Source organism: Staphylococcus sp. HMSC063A07 (assembly GCF_001836955.1).
GTDB lineage: Bacteria > Bacillota > Bacilli > Staphylococcales > Staphylococcaceae > Staphylococcus > Staphylococcus lugdunensis.
The window spans coordinates 407,263-428,101 of sequence record NZ_KV830932.1; the positions used below are offsets into that span (position 1 = coordinate 407,263).

20 protein-coding genes are annotated in these 20,839 nt (G+C 35.1%); 1 reads left to right on the plus strand and 19 read right to left on the minus strand.

Annotation, left to right across the window (positions count from 1 at the left end; all coding sequences use genetic code 11):
• Positions 1 to 9: 9 nt before the first annotated feature.
• The 10 genes from HMPREF2597_RS11920 to HMPREF2597_RS11965 form a co-directional block, all read right to left on the minus strand.
• Complete coding sequence (locus HMPREF2597_RS11920) at positions 10 to 750, minus strand: alpha/beta hydrolase (protein WP_002479324.1); 741 nt, start codon at positions 748 to 750, stop codon at positions 10 to 12.
• Between the two features lie 146 nt (positions 751 to 896).
• Positions 897 to 1,130 (minus strand): preprotein translocase subunit SecG, encoded by a 234-nt coding sequence (secG, locus tag HMPREF2597_RS11925; RefSeq protein ID WP_002459689.1) that lies wholly within the window; start codon positions 1,128 to 1,130, stop codon positions 897 to 899.
• Positions 1,131 to 1,199: 69 nt separating this feature from the next.
• A complete protein-coding gene (locus HMPREF2597_RS11930) occupies positions 1,200 to 1,661 on the minus strand; it encodes a hypothetical protein (protein ID WP_002479325.1) in 462 nt (153 codons plus the stop codon).
• A 289-nt stretch (positions 1,662 to 1,950) separates the two neighbouring features.
• Positions 1,951 to 3,264 (minus strand): surface-displayed alpha-enolase, encoded by a 1,314-nt coding sequence (gene eno, locus HMPREF2597_RS11935; RefSeq protein ID WP_070817313.1) that lies wholly within the window; start codon positions 3,262 to 3,264, stop codon positions 1,951 to 1,953.
• A 135-nt stretch (positions 3,265 to 3,399) separates the two neighbouring features.
• The gene (gene gpmI, locus HMPREF2597_RS11940; RefSeq protein ID WP_002479326.1) at positions 3,400 to 4,920 is read right to left on the minus strand and encodes a 2,3-bisphosphoglycerate-independent phosphoglycerate mutase; all 1,521 of its coding nucleotides are present in this window, start codon (positions 4,918 to 4,920) and stop codon (positions 3,400 to 3,402) included.
• A gap of 2 nt (positions 4,921 to 4,922) precedes the next feature.
• A complete protein-coding gene (tpiA, locus tag HMPREF2597_RS11945; RefSeq protein WP_002459693.1) occupies positions 4,923 to 5,684 on the minus strand; it encodes a triose-phosphate isomerase in 762 nt (253 codons plus the stop codon).
• A 125-nt stretch (positions 5,685 to 5,809) separates the two neighbouring features.
• Entirely contained in the window at positions 5,810 to 7,000 is a 1,191-nt protein-coding gene (gene pgk / locus HMPREF2597_RS11950; RefSeq protein WP_002459694.1) for a phosphoglycerate kinase, read from the minus strand.
• A 132-nt stretch (positions 7,001 to 7,132) separates the two neighbouring features.
• On the minus strand, positions 7,133 to 8,143 hold the full coding sequence (gene gap / locus HMPREF2597_RS11955) for a type I glyceraldehyde-3-phosphate dehydrogenase (protein WP_002459695.1): 1,011 nt from the start codon (positions 8,141 to 8,143) through the stop codon (positions 7,133 to 7,135).
• A 47-nt stretch (positions 8,144 to 8,190) separates the two neighbouring features.
• The gene (locus HMPREF2597_RS11960; RefSeq protein WP_070817314.1) at positions 8,191 to 9,210 is read right to left on the minus strand and encodes a sugar-binding transcriptional regulator; all 1,020 of its coding nucleotides are present in this window, start codon (positions 9,208 to 9,210) and stop codon (positions 8,191 to 8,193) included.
• A gap of 352 nt (positions 9,211 to 9,562) precedes the next feature.
• Positions 9,563 to 10,192: a DUF4887 domain-containing protein gene (locus tag HMPREF2597_RS11965; protein WP_002479328.1), complete on the minus strand. Its 630-nt coding sequence runs from the start codon at positions 10,190 to 10,192 to the stop codon at positions 9,563 to 9,565.
• 598 nt (positions 10,193 to 10,790) lie between these two features.
• Between HMPREF2597_RS11965 and HMPREF2597_RS11970 the strand changes: the two genes are divergently transcribed.
• Positions 10,791 to 11,690 (plus strand): TIGR01777 family oxidoreductase, encoded by a 900-nt coding sequence (locus HMPREF2597_RS11970; RefSeq protein ID WP_002479329.1) that lies wholly within the window; start codon positions 10,791 to 10,793, stop codon positions 11,688 to 11,690.
• Positions 11,691 to 11,993: 303 nt separating this feature from the next.
• Here the strand turns inward: HMPREF2597_RS11970 and clpP are convergent, their stop codons facing one another.
• The 9 genes from clpP to hprK form a co-directional block, all read right to left on the minus strand.
• A complete protein-coding gene (gene clpP, locus HMPREF2597_RS11975) occupies positions 11,994 to 12,581 on the minus strand; it encodes an ATP-dependent Clp endopeptidase proteolytic subunit ClpP (protein WP_002459699.1) in 588 nt (195 codons plus the stop codon).
• A gap of 358 nt (positions 12,582 to 12,939) precedes the next feature.
• Positions 12,940 to 13,884 (minus strand): DNA-binding protein WhiA, encoded by a 945-nt coding sequence (whiA, locus tag HMPREF2597_RS11985; protein WP_002479330.1) that lies wholly within the window; start codon positions 13,882 to 13,884, stop codon positions 12,940 to 12,942.
• A 45-nt stretch (positions 13,885 to 13,929) separates the two neighbouring features.
• Entirely contained in the window at positions 13,930 to 14,937 is a 1,008-nt protein-coding gene (gene yvcK, locus HMPREF2597_RS11990; protein WP_002459701.1) for a gluconeogenesis factor YvcK family protein, read from the minus strand.
• Positions 14,934 to 15,845, minus strand: coding sequence for an RNase adapter RapZ (gene rapZ, locus HMPREF2597_RS11995; RefSeq protein ID WP_002459702.1), 912 nt, complete (start codon positions 15,843 to 15,845; stop codon positions 14,934 to 14,936). The genes yvcK and rapZ overlap by 4 nt, the downstream gene beginning before the upstream one ends.
• A gap of 155 nt (positions 15,846 to 16,000) precedes the next feature.
• Positions 16,001 to 16,939, minus strand: a complete 939-nt coding sequence (gene trxB / locus HMPREF2597_RS12000) for a thioredoxin-disulfide reductase (RefSeq protein WP_070817315.1) — start codon at positions 16,937 to 16,939, stop codon at positions 16,001 to 16,003.
• A 64-nt stretch (positions 16,940 to 17,003) separates the two neighbouring features.
• Positions 17,004 to 18,443 (minus strand): tetratricopeptide repeat protein, encoded by a 1,440-nt coding sequence (locus tag HMPREF2597_RS12005; RefSeq protein ID WP_002479332.1) that lies wholly within the window; start codon positions 18,441 to 18,443, stop codon positions 17,004 to 17,006.
• An 11-nt stretch (positions 18,444 to 18,454) separates the two neighbouring features.
• Positions 18,455 to 18,934: an acyltransferase gene (locus HMPREF2597_RS12010; RefSeq protein WP_002479333.1), complete on the minus strand. Its 480-nt coding sequence runs from the start codon at positions 18,932 to 18,934 to the stop codon at positions 18,455 to 18,457.
• Positions 18,931 to 19,779, minus strand: coding sequence for a prolipoprotein diacylglyceryl transferase (gene lgt, locus HMPREF2597_RS12015; RefSeq protein ID WP_002479334.1), 849 nt, complete (start codon positions 19,777 to 19,779; stop codon positions 18,931 to 18,933). The genes HMPREF2597_RS12010 and lgt overlap by 4 nt, the downstream gene beginning before the upstream one ends.
• 3 nt (positions 19,780 to 19,782) lie before the next feature.
• Positions 19,783 to 20,718, minus strand: coding sequence for an HPr(Ser) kinase/phosphatase (hprK, locus tag HMPREF2597_RS12020; protein ID WP_002459707.1), 936 nt, complete (start codon positions 20,716 to 20,718; stop codon positions 19,783 to 19,785).
• Positions 20,719 to 20,839 lie beyond the last annotated feature (121 nt).

A 20,839-nucleotide genomic window follows, 5' to 3' on the forward strand; every position in this document is an offset into this window, starting at 1 on the left:
GTTTATTCCTTACTCTGACCATTCTAACGTATTTAAAAAGTCATTAATGTCATCAAAAACTTGTTCTTTTTCTTTATCAATCGTAATGACGTGACCTGAATTGGCATACCATTTAATGTCTTTTTGTTCTGAATCAACATGGTCATATATATAATTGGCTGATTGAGGATCAATCATCTCATCATGTTCTGCTTGTATAACCAAAATGGGATCCAGCACCTCTTCGACAACATCTCGAACTTCACTTAATGTCGCACTTAGCTCTTTTAATGTCTCAGTTGGGTGAAAGTTTTCCATTTCTTGATCAATCGTTGCTTGATCTTTTCCTTCATATTTTTTGAAGTTGCGTGCATATTCAAGGAAACCATCGTATATTGTTCCTTCAGTCTTACCTTCCATAGGAGCACACATCGTTACAATACCCTTTACATCTCGATTTAAGCTTAATTTTAGTGCAAAAACACCGCCTAGAGATAATCCAGCAACGACAATATCGTCATAGCCTTTTTCTTTAAGAAAATCATAACCATCTAATGCATCTTTAAACCAGACATGTGGGCTTGATTTTAAAATTTCTTCTGGCGGAGCCGCATGACCTTCATATTGAGGCGCGTAAGAGGTGATTCCCTTTTTCTGTAAATAACGCCCTAGTTGTCTTACATCTGAAGAATTTCCTGTGAAACCATGAAGCAGTAAGACAGCACGGGGGCCTTCTTCAAAAAAGAATGGTTGGGGTAGTTTAATTTGCATAACAACATCTCTCCTATTTCTAAACATAACTATTTTATATTATTACATGTCTTTAAAGGCGACATTATTTTCCTATTTATTGTGTACTTTAACAGTCACATACACTTATTATAATTAAAAAAGCCCGACATTTATATCGTCGGACCTTATAATTGGAAATAACTTATGCCAATCAATATGATAAAGAATATGATTGCTAAAATAATTGTTAATCTATGCAAAAATAAATCGATGCCACGTTGTTTTTGCTTACCAAATAACTGTTCTGCGCCACCACTAATAGCACCTGAAAGTCCATTACTTTTACCTTCTTGGAGTAATACAACAGTTACTAATGCAATACAATCAATGATTAATAGTGCGATTAAAAATGTATGCATGAAAATTGTCCTCCATTCATTATATACGAACTGAATTATATCACAGAACGCTTGTTTATATCAAATCTACTAACGATTAAATGTACTTTTACGTTTAATCGAGATAACGAGCATATACAATGCTAGTGCTAAAGAACCAATAATTACTATAAGAATTGGTAATGCATACATGAATGAATGTGCTGTAGTGATGCCTTTTATCACTAGTGAAATATTGATTAAGGTAAAAATGGCATTTGACACGAAAACGGCAAACATAAACCACCATAAGTACATATGTCTATTCCAAAATGCAATTACACCTGCTAAATAAGCTAAAATATACATAATCCCCGTATATCTAAAGCCATTTAATAAATTATGTGCGACAGCATCTGATGTTTTCTGACCTGCAAAAGCAAGTAGCGCTTTAGCTGTAGCCATATCCAATGCGACAAAATTATGGAACACTAATAAGAAGCTGAACACAAGTGAACTGATTGCAATTAAGTTGCCTGTTCGCTTTTCTCTTACTTGAGTTTGTTTTTCCATCATGTAACTCCTTTTAATCAATTCAAATCTTATTATATCAGTTTCACTACTATGATAACATTACCGTTCCAGCTTTTTATATAAAAAATAGAACAGGATTGAAAGCGAGATAGCTTCATTATGAATTCGTAGTCCTGCCCCGGCAAGGTTGAACAGGATTGAAAAAGCTTGGTATCAGCGTATTTTCAATTCCAGTCATTACTACCAATATATAGTTATGAGCCTGGAACAAAAATGATGTTCCAGACTCATAATTATTAGCGTGAACTTTTATTGCATTTTTTGAAAATTATTTTTTTGAAACGTCTAAATTGTAGAATGATTTTAAACCATCAAATTTTGCAGTTTCATATAATTCGTCTTCAATGCGTAATAATTGGTTGTATTTAGCAATGCGGTCAGTTCTAGATAATGAACCTGTTTTAATTTGACCAGCATTTGTAGCTACTGCGATGTCAGCAATTGTAGTATCTTCTGTTTCACCAGAACGGTGTGATACAACTGCAGTGTAGCCTGCTTTTTGTGCCATTTCAATCGCATCAAATGTTTCTGTTAATGTACCGATTTGGTTAACTTTAATTAAGATAGAGTTACCAATTCCTTCTTCAATACCTCTAGAAAGGATTTCAGTGTTTGTAACAAATAGGTCGTCACCAACTAATTGTACTTTATCACCAATGCGGTCAGTTAATTGTTTCCAACCTTCCCAGTCATTTTCATCCATACCATCTTCAATCGTAATGATAGGGTATTTACCAATTAATTCTTCTAAGTAGTCAACTTGCTCAGCTGCGCTACGTTTAGCACCATGTTCACCTTCGAATTTAGTGTAATCATATACACCATTTTCATAGAATTCTGATGATGCACAGTCAAATCCTAAGAATACATCTTCGCCTGGTTTGTAACCTGCTTTTTCGATGGCTTTAATAATTGTTTCAACAGCATCTTCAGTACCGTCAAATTTAGGTGCAAATCCACCTTCATCACCAACAGCAGTTTCTAAACCACGTTCGCTTAAGATTGATTTTAAGTTGTGGAAGATTTCTGCGCCCCAACGTAACGCTTCTTTAAATGATTCAGCACCTACTGGTAAAATCATAAATTCTTGGAATGCGATTGGTGCATCAGAGTGAGAACCACCATTAACGATGTTCATCATTGGAACTGGTAATTGTTTACCATTAAATCCACCTAAATATTTATATAAAGGTTGACCTAATAATTCAGCAGCTGCACGTGCAACAGCGATAGAAACACCTAAAATTGCGTTTGCACCTAATTTACCTTTGTTTGGCGTACCATCTAATTGAATCATCATTTTATCGATAGATACTTGATCTAATACTGAAAATTCACCTTCAATGATTTCTGGTGCGATAATTTCGTTAACATTTTCAACAGCTTTAGTAACACCTTTACCACCATAACGTGATTTATCACCATCACGTAATTCAACGGCTTCGTGTTCACCAGTAGAAGCACCTGATGGCACTAATGCATGGCCAAACGCGCCGCTTTCAGTTAATACTTCAACTTCAACTGTTGGGTTACCACGTGAGTCTAAGACTTCGCGAGCATAAACATCTGTAATAATTGGCATGTTCAAAAACTCCTTTTACTTTAATCTAAAGCTATTATAGCTTGATTTGAATAATTAATAAAATAATTTCATATATTAGCAGACAAGCTGCATGTCATCATTGCGCATCAATGATTTCACCATTAAACAATGTTTTTAGTCATGTTTAATGAGTGATTCGCCTGTCATTTCTTCTGGTTGCGTTACATTCAATAAATCTAACAATGTTGGCGCTAAATCACCAAGACGGCCAGTTTTCCGTAATTCTACGCCTTCTTTAGTGACGATTACTGGAACTGGGTTTGTGGTATGTGTCGTCATCGGTTGATCATCATCCGTTAATACTTCATCTGAGTTACCATGATCAGCTGTAATAATGGCATAGCCGTTCATTTCTAAGATTTTATCAACGACTTCACCTAAACAATCATCTACCGCTTCAATTGCTTTGATTGTTGGCGCTAACATACCACTATGTCCAACCATATCGGGATTAGCAAAGTTTAAGATAATTAAATCTAAATCGCCTTTATCCAACTCTTCAAGTAAAGCATCTTTAACTTCATAAGCACTCATTTCAGGTTTCAAGTCATATGTTGCTACTTTTGGAGAATCGATTAAACGACGACGTTCACCTTCAAATTCTTCATTTCTACCACCACTCATGAAATAAGTGACGTGTGGATACTTTTCTGTTTCGGCAATACGCAATTGCTTTAATTGGTTATCTTGAGCTACTTGACCAATTGTATTAGTTAAATCAACCTTTTCAAAGACAATTTCAGCATCAATGTTATCATTATATTTCGTGAATGTGGCATAGAATAAATCTTTGACTTGTTCTACTTTAAAGCCACCAAAAGCTTTGTTTGTAAATATTTCTGATAATTGAGCTGCACGGTCTGGACGGAAGTTAAAGAAAATTACCGCATCGCCATCATTGACTCCTTCATTTTGACCTTCAATAATAAATGGTTCTACAAATTCATCGGTTAAATCTTTAGCATAGTTAGCTTCTACACCTTCTTCGGCTGAAGCAAATTGGGGTCCTTCAAAAGCACGTATTGCGTTATATGCTTTTTGCTCACGATCCCAACGTTTGTCTCTATCCATAGCATAATAGCGACCTGAAACAGAGGCGAACTGTCCAATACCTAGTTCTTTAAATTTATCTTCGGTTTCAGCAATATATTTTAATGCTGATTTTTGATCTACGTCACGACCATCTAAGAACGCATGGACATAAACTTTGTCTATGCCACGTTGTTTTGCTAACTCTAATAATGCAAATAGGTGTTTATAGTGACTATGCACACCGCCATCAGAGAGCAAGCCAAAAACATGTAAAGTAGATTGATGATCTTTGACATGTTGAATCGCATTGTTCAAGACATCATTATCAAAGAAGTCTCCTTCTTCAATCGCTTTATTAATACGCGTTAAACTTTGATACACGATTCTTCCTGCACCAATATTCATATGCCCGACTTCGGAATTACCCATTTGGCCTGGAGGTAAACCTACATCTAGACCACTTGCTTCAATTTGCGTTGTAGGATACTTATTATAATATCTATCGAAATTAGGTTTGTTGGCTTGCTTAACAGCATTACCGTGTTCTTCCTCACGATTTGCAAAGCCATCTAAAATAATTAATGCAGTAGGTTGTTTCGCCATTATTATTTTGCACCTTCTAACAATTGAACGAAATCTTCCACTTTAAGAGATGCGCCACCGACTAAAGCGCCATCAATATCTGGTTGTGCCATGTATTCTTTTACGTTGTTTGGTTTAACGCTACCACCGTATTGAATGCGTGTTGCGTCTGCTACATCTTGGCTAGAAACTTCAGCTAATGTGCGTCGTACTTGTGCACACATTTCATTCGCATCATCAGATGTTGCAGATTTACCAGTACCAATTGCCCAAATTGGTTCATAAGCAATTACAACTTCTTTAAGTTGTGCATCAGTTAAGCCAGCAACAGCTTTTTTAACTTGATTACTTACAATATCGTTTGCTTTGCCATTTTCACGTTCTTCATCCGTTTCACCTACACAAATAATTGGTGTCATGTGATGGTTAAAGACTGCATGTGCTTTTTTATTTACATCTTCATCTGTTTCATGGAATAATTCACGACGTTCAGAGTGTCCGATAACCACGTATTTAACGCCTAAATCAGCTAATGCTACAGGAGATGTTTCACCTGTATAAGCACCATTATCCTCAAAATAAGTATTTTGAGCACCGATTTTAAGGCCTGTTGCTTTACCTTCTTTTACTAACGTAATCAAAGCATCAAGTTGAATTGTTGGTGCACAGATTACTGACTCTACTTCTTTTTCATCTGGTAAAGTTGGCAAATTATTTACAAAATCTTTTGCTTCTTGAACTGTTTTATTCATTTTCCAGTTGCCAGCAATAATTGGTTTTCTCATTAATAACACTCCTATTGTTTAAATTCTAAAGGTTAAAGGCGCATGACTTAAACTAATAACTCAGTACATGGAATAAGCCACCGCACTTTATATGTTAGCCAATAAATCAATTTCTGACGACAATTTTATTTATTATTAATTGCTTTGATACCTGGTAGTTCTTTACCTTCAAGATATTCTAATGAAGCACCGCCACCAGTAGAGATATGTGTAAAGTCATCAGCAAATCCTAATGAAATTGCAGCTGCAGCTGAATCTCCACCACCAATAATTGTAATGGCATCGTCTAATGCTGCAATTGATTTACAAACGCCAATGGTACCTTGAGCAAAATTACTGAATTCGAAGACACCCATTGGTCCATTCCAAACTACTGTATGTGCACCTTGTAATTCTTTGTTGAACAATTCAACCGTTTTTGGTCCAACATCTAATGCTTCCTGGTCAGCTGGAATTTGATCAATAGCTACTTCAGTAATTGCTGCATCATTAGAGAATTCTGCAGCTACCTTTGCATCAACTGGTAAAATAATTTGATCTCCATTAGACGCCAATAATTCTTTGGCGAAATCAATTTTATCTTCTTCTAATAATGATTTTCCTATTTCGTGACCTTGCGCTTTAATAAATGTATATGCCATACCACCACCGATAAGAATTTTATCAGCAATGTTGACTAAGTTTTTAATAACACCGATTTTATCTGAAACTTTAGCACCACCAAGAATGGCTACAACAGGTTTGTGAGGGTCATTTACAACGCCACCAATGAATTTAATTTCTTTTTCCATTAAATAACCTGCTGCTGTTTCTAAGTGAGTAGAAATTCCTACATTTGAAGCATGCTCACGGTGTGCTGTACCGAATGCATCATTTACGAATACATCTCCTAATGAAGCCCAATATTTACCTAATTCAGGATCGTTCTTAGATTCTTTTTTGCCATCTAAGTCTTCAAAACGCGTATTTTCTACTAATAATACGTCGCCTTCTTTTAAATTTTTAATAGCTGATTCTAATTTTTCACCGCGAGTTTCAGGTACAAATATAACTTCTTGCCCCAATTTTTCTGATAAAGCTTCAGCAACGGGTTTTAATGTTAATCCAGCTTTATCACTCTCTTGTTTTACTTTTCCTAAATGAGAGAATAAAACTAATTTGCCACCTTGCTCAATGATGTATTTAATTGTCGGTAAAGCTTGAACAATTCGGTTGTCGTTTGTAATTTTTCCATCTTTAAGTGGAACGTTAAAGTCTGCGCGTTCTAGAACTGTTTTACCTTTTAAATCTAAATCAGAAACAATTTTCTTTGCCATTATAATTTCCTCCTTTTACTAGGAACACTCATATAAAAATAAGCGGAGAAGCGTTTGTGCTCCCCGCTTACTCATAAGCTTATCTTTATTATTTATCAGTACAGAGCACTCGTCAAATAACTATGCTACAAATTATTTAGATAATTGAGCTAAATATTCTAAAGTACGTACTAATTGTGCAGTATAAGACATTTCATTGTCATACCAAGCTGCAACTTTAACTAATTGACGGCCACCAACTGACATTACACGAGTTTGTGTTGCATCAAATAATGAACCGTAAGTCATACCAACTACGTCAGAAGAAACAATTTCATCTTCATTGTAACCGAATGATTCGTTAGAAGCTTTTTTCATCGCTTCGTTTACTTGTTCTACTGTTACATCTTGTTTTTCTAATACTACAGTTAATTCAGTTAATGAACCTGTAGCTACAGGTACACGTTGCGCACCACCGTCTAATTTACCATCGATTTCAGGAATAACTTTACCGATTGCTTTAGCAGCACCAGTTGAGTTAGGTACGATGTTTTGTGCAGCTGCACGAGCACGACGTTTGTCACCTTTTCTGTGTGGGCCATCTTGAGTCATTTGGTCACCAGTGTATGCATGGATAGTTGTCATTAAACCTTCTACTAAACCAAATTCATCGCTGATTACTTTAGCTACTGGTGCTAAAGAGTTAGTTGTACATGAAGCACCTGATACAACTGTTTCTGAACCGTCTAAGTCACTATGGTTAGTGTTGTAAACGATAGTTTTAACGTCACCTTTAGCTGGCGCAGAGATTAATACTTTTTTAGCACCTGCATGAATATGTGCTTCTGCTTTTTCTTTATCTGTATAGAATCCAGTACATTCTAATACCACGTCAACACCTAGGTCACCCCATGGTAATTTGCTTGCGTCTGGTTCTTCAAATGATTTAACTTCTTTACCATTTACACGGAAACCACCATCAACAACTTCAACTTCGCTAGTGAAGCGACCTTGCATAGTGTCATATTTTAATAAATGCGCTAACATATCATCATCTGTTAAGTCGTTTACTGCTACTACCTCGATGCCTTCTACGTCTTGAATTCTTCTAAATGCTAAACGACCGATTCTACCAAATCCATTGATTGCTACTTTAACTGCCATAAATAATGGCCTCCTTTAAAATGATATTTAAAAAGTCAAATAACTTTTTATTCCTTATTTAATATTACCTTTGCGGCTTCCTCATCTGTGATAAGGACTGTGTTGTCTGGCGCAATACTGAGATAAGCTTTAATAGCTTGCCCTTTCGATTTGCCACCAGCTACTGCAAATATAAATTCCTTTGATTCTAGGTCTTCGAGTTGTAGTCCAATTATTTTAACTTTATGCACTACTTGACCATAAGCATCAAAATAATAACCAAATGCCTCGGCTACGGCATGGTGATGTTGAAGTTTTTCAACAACCTCTTTAGAGGAATGACGTCTATGCGCCATTTTCAGCGCATCACCGATACCGTGTATTGTAATATTTGCTTGCTTAATTTTGTCTAATGTATGAATGACAGACGGTTCCATCATCAACGTATTATAAGTTGTTTCGCTCACATTATCTGGCACATACAATGAAGTGTAATAACCACCTGTTTGTTGTGCCATGCTTGCTGAAATGGTGTTTGCTTGATAGACCATATTTTCTCCTAGGCCCCCACGCGCTGGAACGAAGAAGACATTGAAAGGTAGTAAATGCATCGCTTCACTGACACGAGCCATTGTGGATCCGCCAGTAACAGATACAATTGCATCTTCATAAAGTATACCTTCAAGTAACTGTCCAGCTTGTCTACCCATTTCTGCTTTTACCGTTTCGGTAGTGTCACAATTACCCGGTATAACATGAACTTCTTTCAAATTATAAATCTCTCTAATTTGCTGTGCCATCTGATGATCATCTGAATAAACATTAAAATAATCATTGAGATATTCAACAACCATTTTACCTTCTTCAGTAATTTCCATACCTGTTGTCTTAACTCGTATCAGTTCTTGCTTTTTTAACATATCCGTTTCAGCTCTCAATACACGTTCTGTCATGTCCATGTATTCACTTAAACTACGTCGACCTACAGGTTGGTTTTTAGAGATAGTAGTTAAGATAGAAAACCGACGATACATTTTATCAACAAGGTCAGGTATGAGCTTTTGTTGAACTTTCATCAAGTCTTTCACTACTACCTTCCTCCTCTTTTTATAAAAAAGGTAATGAGTAGAAATTATAACTAGGTTTGACGTTTATAGTCCCACGCGGGACAAAATCTAACCTTTCTACACTGCAATAGTACTATGTGATGTTTAAAAATGCAAGACATTTGACCGACTTTTTTAAATTTAATTGCAAAAAATTATCAATAGTCTGACTATTAAACGACTTTCCTTTTAATACTTGTATTTTCTTACCCTGATACACCAATGATAATCGTCTACGTACGAGATGTAAGCTATAAATTTTGTGCCTAAAATGCTTCATAGATAAAAAATCATCAAACTAGTCACTTATATGAGTAGCTTGATGATTTTATCTTTATTGCGCTTTAGATGTTGATTGTGATGTGTTCGATTGGTGACTGTTACGCTGTTTATTTTGTTGTCCATTTTGATTTGAAGAAGGTTGCTGTGCTGATGGTTTATTTGAGCGTTGTTGACCTGAAGATTCTCTCGTTGGCGTCTTATTGTCGTTTCGCGAATTGCTTTCTTTAGACTTTTCTTGCGTAGCTGGTTCTTTAGTCTTGTCAGGCTGATTATTTTCTTCGGTAGACGGCTCTTTAGTATTTTTCTCTTGTGTATTCCGTTCCTCAGTGGAAGGTTTTCTTGGCTTTTGTTGTGTCGCTGGTGGCTGTTGCGTTGTCTGAGGTGTTTGTTGCGTTTGTGGAATTTGTTGCTGCGTTTGTTGTGTTTCTTGCGTCGGTTGCTTTTTCTTTTGCTCATTCGTTTTATTGTCTTTTTTCTTTGAACCTTCTTTCTTTTCCTCAGTTGACTGCTTGTTAAGTCTTTCATTGGCACGATTAGAATGGTCTACAAATGAAAAGACTGCAAAAACTAATCCACCTAAAAGCAATAATACTGTTATGATACTTATCACTTTTGCGCCTGTGCCCATACGTTTCTTATCTGAATCTTCATAATCATTGAACTGTTTATTTTCCTTAGACAATAGGCTCCCTCACTTCTCTATATTTGAGTATAATAATTTACTATTATGATGGTACATTTTACATCAATATGTCATTAAAAGATATTCATACACAACTCACTTTTTTATTATCATTTATATGATAACATTTTCAGTTCTTGGGAACATTAATTTAATTATTAAGATTTCCTTACATCCCTCTAATTTTAGTTAAATAATTGAAAAAATCAGCTATCATATTGTAACTTTGAAACATAAAAGTTGATATTATGCGTGGGATGATAAAGAATGATATTAATAGGTATTGTTAGCATATCTGTTGTTAGTGGTTTTACAATTATATAGTAAAATAGACCCATACGCTTATCGCATGGGTCACTACTAAAGGGAGTCAAAATTTACCTTCGAGGGTATAATATGGGGTATACTCATACTAATTAAGAGATGTCTAATTAATTATCGAAGGTACGCTTTTATTATAACTTATTCAAAATGATTTAAAACCATTTATAAAGAAAGTAAATGACATATTAATGACTAACTATTGTATAAAGTTTGAACAATTATAATGACTATTAATAATAGTTCTTAAAAGAAAAAAATTATAGAGGTGACTTGCATGAAACATTATTTAATCACTGGTGGTACCGGCATGGTAGGACACCATCTTGTGGATCGTATTTTACAACGTGAATCAGCACAAATCACCATTCTCACGCGTAGCGATAAAGTCAGTCAAAATAATCATATTACCTATGTTAACTGGTCCAAAGACGGGTGGGAGCAAGAAATTGGTCATATTGATGTTGTTATAAATTTAGCAGGCGCTACCTTAAATAAACGCTGGACTGATAGCTATAAACAACTCATTATGACTAGTCGTATCCAATCTACTCAAGCATTAGTGTCATTATTTGAACAGCGCTCAGATAAACCTGAAGTGTTATTTAATGCAAGTGCAATGGGTTATTATCCACCTGATATCAATCGTTCTTATACTGAGTTATATCAAACGTCACCTTTTGATTTTCTATCTGATGTTGTATATCAATGGGAACGTTTTGCCAAGAAATTTGAACAATTTGGAACGCGTGTGATTTTAGGAAGATTCAGCATGATTTTATCTGATGATGGTGGTGCACTACAAACGATGGAATTACCTTATAAATTTTTCGTTGGTGGAAAATTAGGCTCTGGATTCCAATGGTATTCATGGATTCATATTGATGACCTAGTACGTGCTATTCTTTTCACTATTGATGAACCAGATGCAGCAGGCCCATTTAATTTTGCAGCACCTATCGCCGAACGTCAAAATTTATTTGGCTATACTTTAGGACGCGCCATGCATCGACCACACGAAACATGGGTGCCAGCATTCGTGTTACGTACTGTACTTGGTGAAATGTCAACCGTTGTATTAGATACACAAAAGGTGTTACCAAATAAACTCGAAGCGCTAGGTTTCCAATTTAGCTATCCTCATTTAAAATCAGCATTAGATGATTTAGTTCAATAAATATTTAAAAGGAAGCAGAACAAAATTCATTTTCAATTCAGTCACCTAATGTCAATATAGGCTGAACAAGCTGGGACATAAATCATAAAATATTAGCACAAAGATGGTTTGACATAAATCATTTTTGTGCTTCTTCTATATTCAATACTTCGTCATGTTGGTTCGCTTGTGTGGTCTTATTTTTACTTAATATATTAATAATGAAGAAGGCGATCTCTACTAAATTTCAATAGAAATCGCCTTCTTCTACTTGTCTGAGACATTGATGTCTCAAGCAATTTTTGCTCTGTTGAATTGTATATATTATTTGTCTTCTGGTTCCATGACTTCATCAATTAAGCCATACGCTTTCGCTTCTTCAGCAGTTAAGAAATTATCACGATCTGTATCTTTTTGAATTTGTTCAATAGATTGACCAGTACGTTCAGCTAAAATACGATTTAATTTTTCACGTGTTTTTAAAATATGGTTTGCTGCGATTTCAATTTCAGTTGCTTGACCTTGAGCACCACCTAGTGGTTGGTGAATCATTACTTCAGCATTTGGTAATGCAAAACGTTTACCTTTAGCGCCAGCAGCTAATAAGAATGACCCCATTGATGCTGCCATACCAATACAAATCGTTTGTACGTCTGGTTTGATATGTTGAATTGTATCATAAATTGCAAAACCAGCTGTTACACTTCCACCTGGTGAATTGATATATAAATAAATATCTTTTTCAGAATCTTGTGCTTGTAAAAACAATAATTGTGATACAATTGAATTCGCAACGTTATCATCAATTGCTGATCCTAACATGATAATACGGTCTTTTAATAAACGTGAATAGATGTCATAGGCACGTTCTCCACGGTTTGTTGTTTCAATTACTGTAGGAATTAAATTCATTCATATTGCCTCCTTATAATAACTAGTAATGTTAGTTTACCTTAAAAGTCAAAAATGGTCAAAAAAGACGCTTTATTAATTTATCTTATTGACGTTTGGTTCTACATTTTGTAAACTAGATTCGCTCACTAAACTAGATTGTACTGTTAAACACGCAATGAGTACAGCGTTTTGATTATATTTTATTTACCCCTCGTAGTGTAATGGATAACACTTAAGATTCCGGTTCTTACAATAGAGGTTCGATTCCTCTCGAGGGGGCTACATATTAAAACACCCGAATGGTTTGAGATTGATTAAACCATTCGGGTGTTTTCTATGTGTTATATAAATCATGATTAAATACTGTATGAAACTATTATAAATCGATTTTTTCTCCGCTTCTGATTTTATCTGCTAATTCATTTAATTTGCGTAATCGATGGTTAACACCAGATTTAGAAATGGCTCCTGTCGATAACATTTCACCTAATTCTTTTAATGAAATCTCTTGATGCTCAACACGTAGCTTAGCTATTTCACTTAAACGGTCTGGTAGATTATCTAATCCAATCTCTTTGTCGATAAGCCGAATGCTTTCAACTTGCTTCATTGCAGCACTTACAGTCTTATTTAAATTCGCCGTTTCACAATTTACCAAACGATTTACTGAATTTCTCATGTCGCGCACGATTCGTACATCTTCAAATTTTAATAAAGCCTGGTAACCACCAATAAGACTTAAGAAATCTGATATTTTTTCTGCTTCCTTCAGATAAGCAATACTTCCCTTTTTACGTTCTAAATGTTTCGCATTTAGCTCATAGTGGTTCATTAATTTTACTAAGCCTTCTGAATGATCTTCATACTGTGAAAATATTTCTAAATGGTATGAAGAGGTCTCGGGATTATTTACCGATCCCCCCGCTAAGAATGCGCCGCGTAAATAACTACGTCTCATTTCATCATCTTGAATAATTTCTTTATCAATATCATAGGTAAAGATCCCATTTTTCAATATTCCAAGAGCATCTAATATTTCTTTTGCCTGCACTTTTGTCCGACAAATATATATATTATTTTTCTTTAATTTCATCTTTTTACGTACTAAGATTTCTACCTCAACATCAAACACACGTTTAATTAATGAATAAATACGACGTGCTGTTGCTGCATTTTCAGTTTGCACATTAATGACGAATTGCTGATTAGAAAGACTAAGCGCACCGTTCATTCGAATCAATGCACTAAGTTCTGCTTTCGCATTTAAATCGTCAACTTCAATTCGTGTTAATTCATTTTTCATTTCAGAAGCAAAACTCATGTTACCTTCACCTTTCTAATCGCGTCATTGTCAACTACTAACAATCTAATCGTTAGATTTTGATTGATGCCGTGTTGGTTTAAACGGTATTGTACTTGTTAAATCTAGTGCTATATCATATATTAATTTGGCTAACACTTCGTTGTTGTGCCTTACCCGGTAATCTTTAGACACTTCGATTAAGTTGGAAGCTGTAATTACCTTTAATCCTTTAGCTGTTAACATGTCATAATGGGCTGCTACAGGTTCAGCATTCTGTTTCTTATAATGTGCTAGCACTGCTTCATCATATAATTGCGTGTTACATATCACATATTTGATAAAATCTTTACCTGCATGCTTATGTATCGCATTAATATGGTCTAACACATCATAACCATTGGTTTCACCTGGTTGCGTCATTACATTTGCTACATATAACTTTGGTGCGTCGGTATCAAATAGTGCTTTCTGGATGCCGTTGACACATAAATTTGATATGACGCTTGTATAGAGTGAACCTGGTCCTAGAACGATTAAATCGGCCTCTTTTATGGCTTGTACTGCTTCATCCATTGGTTTTACATCGCTTGGCTCTAAATAGACCCGTTCAATTTGTTTATTGCGTTTTGGTATGCTGGACTCACCAGAAACAATCTCTCCATCTTTAAAAACAGCATTTAATTTAACGCTCGTATTAGTTGATGGGATAACTTTACCTTTGATGTTTAATATTTTACTCAGTTCTTTTACTGCGTGACCAAAATCATTTTCTATATTTGTCAGTGCTGCCAATAATAAATTGCCTAACGAATGGCCACCAATTTGATTAGCTTCAAAGCGATATTGAAATAAATCTTGTATGATAGGTTCAGCGTCACTTAATGCTGCGATGACATTGCGAATATCTCCTGGTGCCGGAATATCCATTTCATTACGTATTACGCCTGTACTACCACCATCATCTGCCACCGTCACAATTGCAGTAATATCTATTGGATAGTTTCTAAGTCCTCTTGCTAATACGGATAGTCCTGTGCCACCACCGATAAGCACAATTTTTAGCTTTTTCATTTATTCACGCCACTTTCAATATGCGCATCTCTATGATGAACATATACATTATAGTCAAAAATTTCATCGAGCTTTTCTCCGATGCGTCGCGCAAGTGCTACAGAACGATGTTGACCGCCTGTACACCCGATTGCAATCACTAATTGAGATTTACCCTCTTTTTTATAACCTGGAATCATAAATTTTAATAAATCCATTAGTTTATCAAAGAAAATTTCAGTTTCTTTCCATTTCATAACATAATTATATACAGGTTCATCTTCACCAGTCATCGGTCTTAAGTCTTCAACATAGTACGGATTTGGCAAAAAACGTACATCAAATACTAAGTCGGCGTCTTTTTGAATGCCATGTTTAAATCCAAAGCTAGTAACATTGATACTAAATGATTTAAATGTTTCATCTTTAAAATACTTATTAACACGTGTTCTTAATTCTTTCGGTTTCATCGTTGTTGTGTCTACTATATAATTAGCAATTGTGCGTATTCTTGAAAGCAGTTGGCGTTCTTCTTCAATCGCATCAATTAACGATACTTCTCCTTTTACATTCAACGGATGGGCACGTCTTGATTCTTTATAGCGTGAAATAAGCTTTTCTGTACTCGCTTCTAAAAACATAACATCAACAATAACGTCATTGCGACTTTTTATGTTATCAATTTCTTGTACGAGTGAGGTGAATAGTTCTTTCCCACGTAAATCAATAGCTATGGCTACTTTATGCAATGAAGGGTTGCCTTGTTCCATAAGCTCTACAAATTTTGGCAATAATATTGGCGGCAAATTGTCCACACAAAAAAAGCCAATATCCTCCAAGCTTTGAATAACGAGTGATTTACCGGCCCCAGATAGACCAGTTACAACGAGTAATTCACTTTTACTTATTTCCCTTTCTGATTGAGTCATATCAGAATCACCACCATAACTTTTTATTCCAACTTATTTTTATATGCTTTAATCATAACGTATAGCTTAAACAAATGTAAGTATGTAAATAAAAGCCAGTACCATTTTAATCTAAATAGTACTGGCTTTATATCATACTGTGCACATGCTTAAATTTAAGCTTCTTTGTCTTTCAATTCTTCAATATAATCAATGGCACTTTGTGCGGCGATACTACCATCACCTGTTGCCGTAACAATTTGGCGTAAACCTTTATCGCGCACATCTCCAGCAGCATAGATGCCAGGAACCGCTGTACTCATGTCGTTCTTAGTTACAATATAGCCAGTTTCATTAGTAATACCTAAATCAAGGAATGGTGCAGTTAATGGTTTCATACCTATATAGATAAACACACCATCTGCATCTAATGTTTGTTCTGAACCATCTTTAGTTGATACGAGTGTCACTGAACCAACTTTTCCATCTTTATCGTTAATTGATTTCAACGTGTGACTCCAAATAAAGTTGACTTTATCATTTTTAAATGCACGATCTTGCAAGATTTTTTGTGCACGCAGTTCATCTCGTCGATGTACAATCGTTACTTTGTCTGCAAATTTCGTTAAGAAGGTTCCTTCCTCAACTGCTGAATCACCGCCGCCAATAACAAATAGATTTTTATTTTTAAAGAAGGCACCATCACATACAGCACAATAACTTACTCCACGGCCACCTAATTCTTGTTCACCAGGCACGCCTATTTTTTTATATTCTGCACCTGTAGCAATAATAACTGCACGTGCTGTCACCTCTTTATTACCAAGATGAATGACTTTATAGTCACCTTGATCTTCAATAGATTTAATATCCCCGTATTGATATTCAGCACCGAATTTCTTTGCATGTTCAAACATTTTAGTAGAAAGATCTGGGCCTGTAATCATTTCAAAGCCTGGAAAGTTTTCAACTTCTTCTGTATTTGCCATTTGGCCACCTGGCATACCACGTTCAATCATAACTGTACTTAAGTTCGCACGTGATGCATAAACCGCTGCTGTCATACCGGCTGGTCCAGCTCCGATAATAGCAACGTCATAATTTACTTCAGTCATTTTATATGCCTCCTCGTTTATCTTTACCATGCGCATTATAAACCATAATCATTACCGATAAAATTTATATGCTCAACAAGTATTTTACTGCTGAATCTAACTTATATTTTGTGACACCTAGCCAATCAAAGATTTCTCGTTTTGTCATTTTTAATGCTGTGTGGCGATAATAGAGATATACATGTGCAGCTAAATAGCGTTCCATTTCATTATAATCCACTTTACTTGCAATAAGTGCTTCTGCGGTATCAATCCAACTAATAGACAGTTCCATATCTTGTTGCAGTTGTTTATTTTTATATAATTCAACTAAGCCACGATGGATAAAATCTAATTTTGTTAGTTTCAGTCCTTGTATCAGATACGTTAAATATAATTTTTCATAATCTGTCATTTCTTCTAAAATGGCCCATATTTCTTCTGTCATAAATATTTCTTTACCATTTAATTGATTAAGTAAAAAGATACCGTATAGTCTATAATGATTATTATCATGAAGTAATAATGGCAATACTTTCTGATTAAATTTTTCTTTACTATCCTCAAGCGTCCATGGAGGTGGACCGACTTCGTTTTTTGCCAAATGCTGGAGCTTTTTCCACATGGCTTCACTTTCGATTTCATTTCCTAGGTAATAATGGTTAAAGCTTAAAGCATTGTACATTTGAGGTGAGGGAAATTTACTTTTACGATAAAGTGGTAGTAATAACTTTTGAGACGCTTCATATTGCTTTAAATAACTAAGAATGATACCAAGTTTAAATCTCTCGTCATCGTTCATTGGTCTAATCTTTTTCATTACTTTCATATATTTATTAAACTTTTCTTTATTATTAGTAATATATAGCACCAATGTATAATGGCATAATGCGTATACGTCAGAGGAATCTTCTTTTAACAAACGCTCACATATTCTTTTCGCTTGCTGATATTCTCGTAAATAGATATGACATAGTACAAGAGAATTTTGAACAATGTGTTGTTTGCGCAGTGGGTGTTCTAAATGAGAAATATAATTTTTAGCATCTTCAAAGCGTTGTTGTGTCAGTAAATATTGAAATACATATTGGAATGAAACTAGCATTACTTCCGTGTAAAATTTTTCTTCATCATCGTATTCTACCTGATGTACGTCTTCAAAGATAGCTCTTATATCCACGTCCTTAGACATAGCAGCACTAGACATGGCAAAAATAAACCACTTATAATGATCTTTCAATTTGAAATAAACATTGCTAATATTGTTAAATGCCGAGCGAACATGTTCATTTTTAGCAACTAAATCAAAATTAATCGCAATTGCTTCTTTGTATCGTCCCAACTCTTTTAATGCAGTTGTATAATTGGTAATAACTTCAATATTATCTGACTCATGTTCCATTACTCGACTGTAATATTCAGCTGCCTGTTCCCAATCTTCATTTTCAAATTTTTCCTCTGCTATTTTAAGATAAAAATGATTATTAAATTTCACATGTATGACATTATCATCTTGTTGATTCACTGTTGGTCACCTCACTTCCTATGTATTTGAATTGGATTACCGCAAGCAAAACAACCATCTGGAATATCTTTCGATACAATTGAACCCGCAGCAATAATCACATGCTTACCAATATATACGCCTGGTAAAATCGTCACATTGGCACCTATCATCGTATGGTCTCCTATTATCACTTGACCTTGTCGATATTCATCAACAAGAATTTCATGAGTTAATATTGTAGTATTATACCCAATCACACAGTTATCACCAATGCTTATAAGTTCTGGATAAAATAAATCTGGTGTTACTTTATAAGCAATTGCAGTAGCTTGACCGATAGACATATTTAAAAAGCGTCGATAGACATATCGCTTCAATGGCATGCTAGGAATAAAACGACAAAATTCTATAATAACGGTTTGCTTCAACACTTTTGGAAAGCGAATAAAACGATACATATGCCATAATGGATTAATGCCTGTACTACTACGTTTTTGTAATCGTCTCATCGCTTAACCTTCGCCGTCTGACTTGGCCAGGTAAGTGGACCTGCATCTTTATAAACTGGCGCTTTATATTTTAAACGTCGGTAGACAATAAAAGTTAAACCGACGAGTATCAAAATGATTGAAACAAGTTGTGCCACACGAATATGACTTGTCAACATTAAGCTATCGGTGCGTAGGCCTTCAACAAAAAAGCGACCAATAGAATACCAAATTAAGTAACTAAAGAATGTTTCTCCAATTCGTAAATGCTTACGCAATGTTAAGAGTATGACGAAACCAGCAACATCCCAAATGGATTCATATAAAAATGTCGGATGATAATATGTACCTTCGATGTACATGTTATTGATAATAAACTCTGGAAGATGTAGTTGTTCTAAAAATGCACGTGATACAGGACCACCATGCGCTTCATGATTCATAAAGTTACCCCAACGACCAATACCTTGCGCTAAGATAATACTTGGCGCAACAATATCACCAATTTGAAATGGATGGAGGTTTCTTAGCTTACATATAATTATTCCAGTGATAAACCCACCGAGTAACCCACCGTGTATCGCTATACCACCGTGCCAAATTTTAGGTATCTCAGCTGGATTCTGTGCATAATACGGCCATTGAAAAATAACGAAATAAATTCGTGCTGCTAAAAAGCCTAATAATGCACAGTAAAAAATAATATCTACAAGTGTGTCTTTATGTAATCCTACATTGATTAAACTCTTTTGGGCGACAAAATAGCCCAGCAAAATGCCAAAAGCAATAATAATCCCATACCATTTTATCGATAAAGGGCCTAATTCAATTGCCACTGGATTTATATAACTTACCATTAAATTCATACGTTAGTGCTCCTCATGATTATGTCCATTTTTTCTAATTTCTGCGTTCAAACGTTCGTTAAATTCCTCGGCAGTATTAATGCCCATGATATTTAAGCGATAATTCATGGCTGCAACTTCAATAATAACTGCCACGTTTCGTCCTGGTCGAACTGGAATTGTTTTCTTTGTGATTTCAGTATCTAGTATGCGTAATTTTTCTTCATGTAAGCCTACTCTATCGTAGAGTTTTTCTTTATTCCAATTTTCTAAATTAATATTTAGTCGGATTTGCTTTTCTGTCAAAATGGAACCTGCACCAAATAGAGTCATCACATTGATGACACCTAATCCACGAATCTCAAGTAAATGTTCGATAAGTTTTGGCGGTTTACCAATAAGTTCGTCTTTAGATATTTCTCTTATTTCAACGTTATCATCGGCTACTAAACGGTGTCCACGTTTGACTAATTCAAGTGCTGTTTCACTTTTCCCAATACCTGAATCTCCGGTAATCAATACACCTACGCCATAAACATCTACTAAAACGCCATGCAACGATGTAGAACGCGCAAGTTGATGTTCTAAAAAAGTTGTAAGTCTACTCATTAAACTTGTAGTCGCATCGCTAGAGACAATTAATGGTGTATTCATTTCAGTGGCAGCTTCAATCAATTCTTTAGGCGGCTCTAAACCTCTTGTCACTATAATAGCAGGCGTATCAGGTCGACATAATTTTCGCATACGACCTTGTCTTTCGTCATCTGGAAGTAAATTATAAAATGATAATTCTGTCGTACCTAATAACTGAATTCGGTCTGATGCATAGTGCGAAAAATAACCTGCCATCTCAAGCCCAGGTCGTGAAATATCCGTATTCTTAATTTGTTTATTTAGTCCTTTTTCCCCAACAAGCAATTCTAACTTTAATAGCTCAACTAACTTTTTTGTTGTAAGCATGGGTTCACCTCAAAACGTAACTTGAAATTGTTCACTTCTTATCATATCAAAAATATCACACCAAGTTATATAAAAGTTCATTCAAAATGGAAGATTTATAATAAGATACCGTAATATCATA

Bases quoted from the DNA above. Each gene is read 5' to 3' on its own strand.
- HMPREF2597_RS11920 (WP_002479324.1), bottom strand. From the start codon at position 750: ATGCAAATTAAACTACCCCAACCATTCTTTTTTGAAGAAGGCCCCCGT.
- secG (WP_002459689.1), bottom strand. From the start codon at position 1,130: ATGCATACATTTTTAATCGCACTATTAATCATTGATTGTATTGCATTA.
- HMPREF2597_RS11930 (WP_002479325.1), bottom strand. From the start codon at position 1,661: ATGGAAAAACAAACTCAAGTAAGAGAAAAGCGAACAGGCAACTTAATT.
- eno (WP_070817313.1), bottom strand. From the start codon at position 3,264: ATGCCAATTATTACAGATGTTTATGCTCGCGAAGTCTTAGACTCACGT.
- gpmI (WP_002479326.1), bottom strand. From the start codon at position 4,920: ATGGCGAAACAACCTACTGCATTAATTATTTTAGATGGCTTTGCAAAT.
- tpiA (WP_002459693.1), bottom strand. From the start codon at position 5,684: ATGAGAAAACCAATTATTGCTGGCAACTGGAAAATGAATAAAACAGTT.
- pgk (WP_002459694.1), bottom strand. From the start codon at position 7,000: ATGGCAAAGAAAATTGTTTCTGATTTAGATTTAAAAGGTAAAACAGTT.
- gap (WP_002459695.1), bottom strand. From the start codon at position 8,143: ATGGCAGTTAAAGTAGCAATCAATGGATTTGGTAGAATCGGTCGTTTA.
- HMPREF2597_RS11970 (WP_002479329.1), top strand. From the start codon at position 10,791: ATGAAACATTATTTAATCACTGGTGGTACCGGCATGGTAGGACACCAT.
- clpP (WP_002459699.1), bottom strand. From the start codon at position 12,581: ATGAATTTAATTCCTACAGTAATTGAAACAACAAACCGTGGAGAACGT.
- whiA (WP_002479330.1), bottom strand. From the start codon at position 13,884: ATGAGTTTTGCTTCTGAAATGAAAAATGAATTAACACGAATTGAAGTT.
- yvcK (WP_002459701.1), bottom strand. From the start codon at position 14,937: ATGAAAAAGCTAAAAATTGTGCTTATCGGTGGTGGCACAGGACTATCC.
- rapZ (WP_002459702.1), bottom strand. From the start codon at position 15,845: ATGACTCAATCAGAAAGGGAAATAAGTAAAAGTGAATTACTCGTTGTA.
- trxB (WP_070817315.1), bottom strand. From the start codon at position 16,939: ATGACTGAAGTAAATTATGACGTTGCTATTATCGGAGCTGGACCAGCC.
- HMPREF2597_RS12010 (WP_002479333.1), bottom strand. From the start codon at position 18,934: ATGAGACGATTACAAAAACGTAGTAGTACAGGCATTAATCCATTATGG.
- lgt (WP_002479334.1), bottom strand. From the start codon at position 19,779: ATGAATTTAATGGTAAGTTATATAAATCCAGTGGCAATTGAATTAGGC.
- hprK (WP_002459707.1), bottom strand. From the start codon at position 20,718: ATGCTTACAACAAAAAAGTTAGTTGAGCTATTAAAGTTAGAATTGCTT.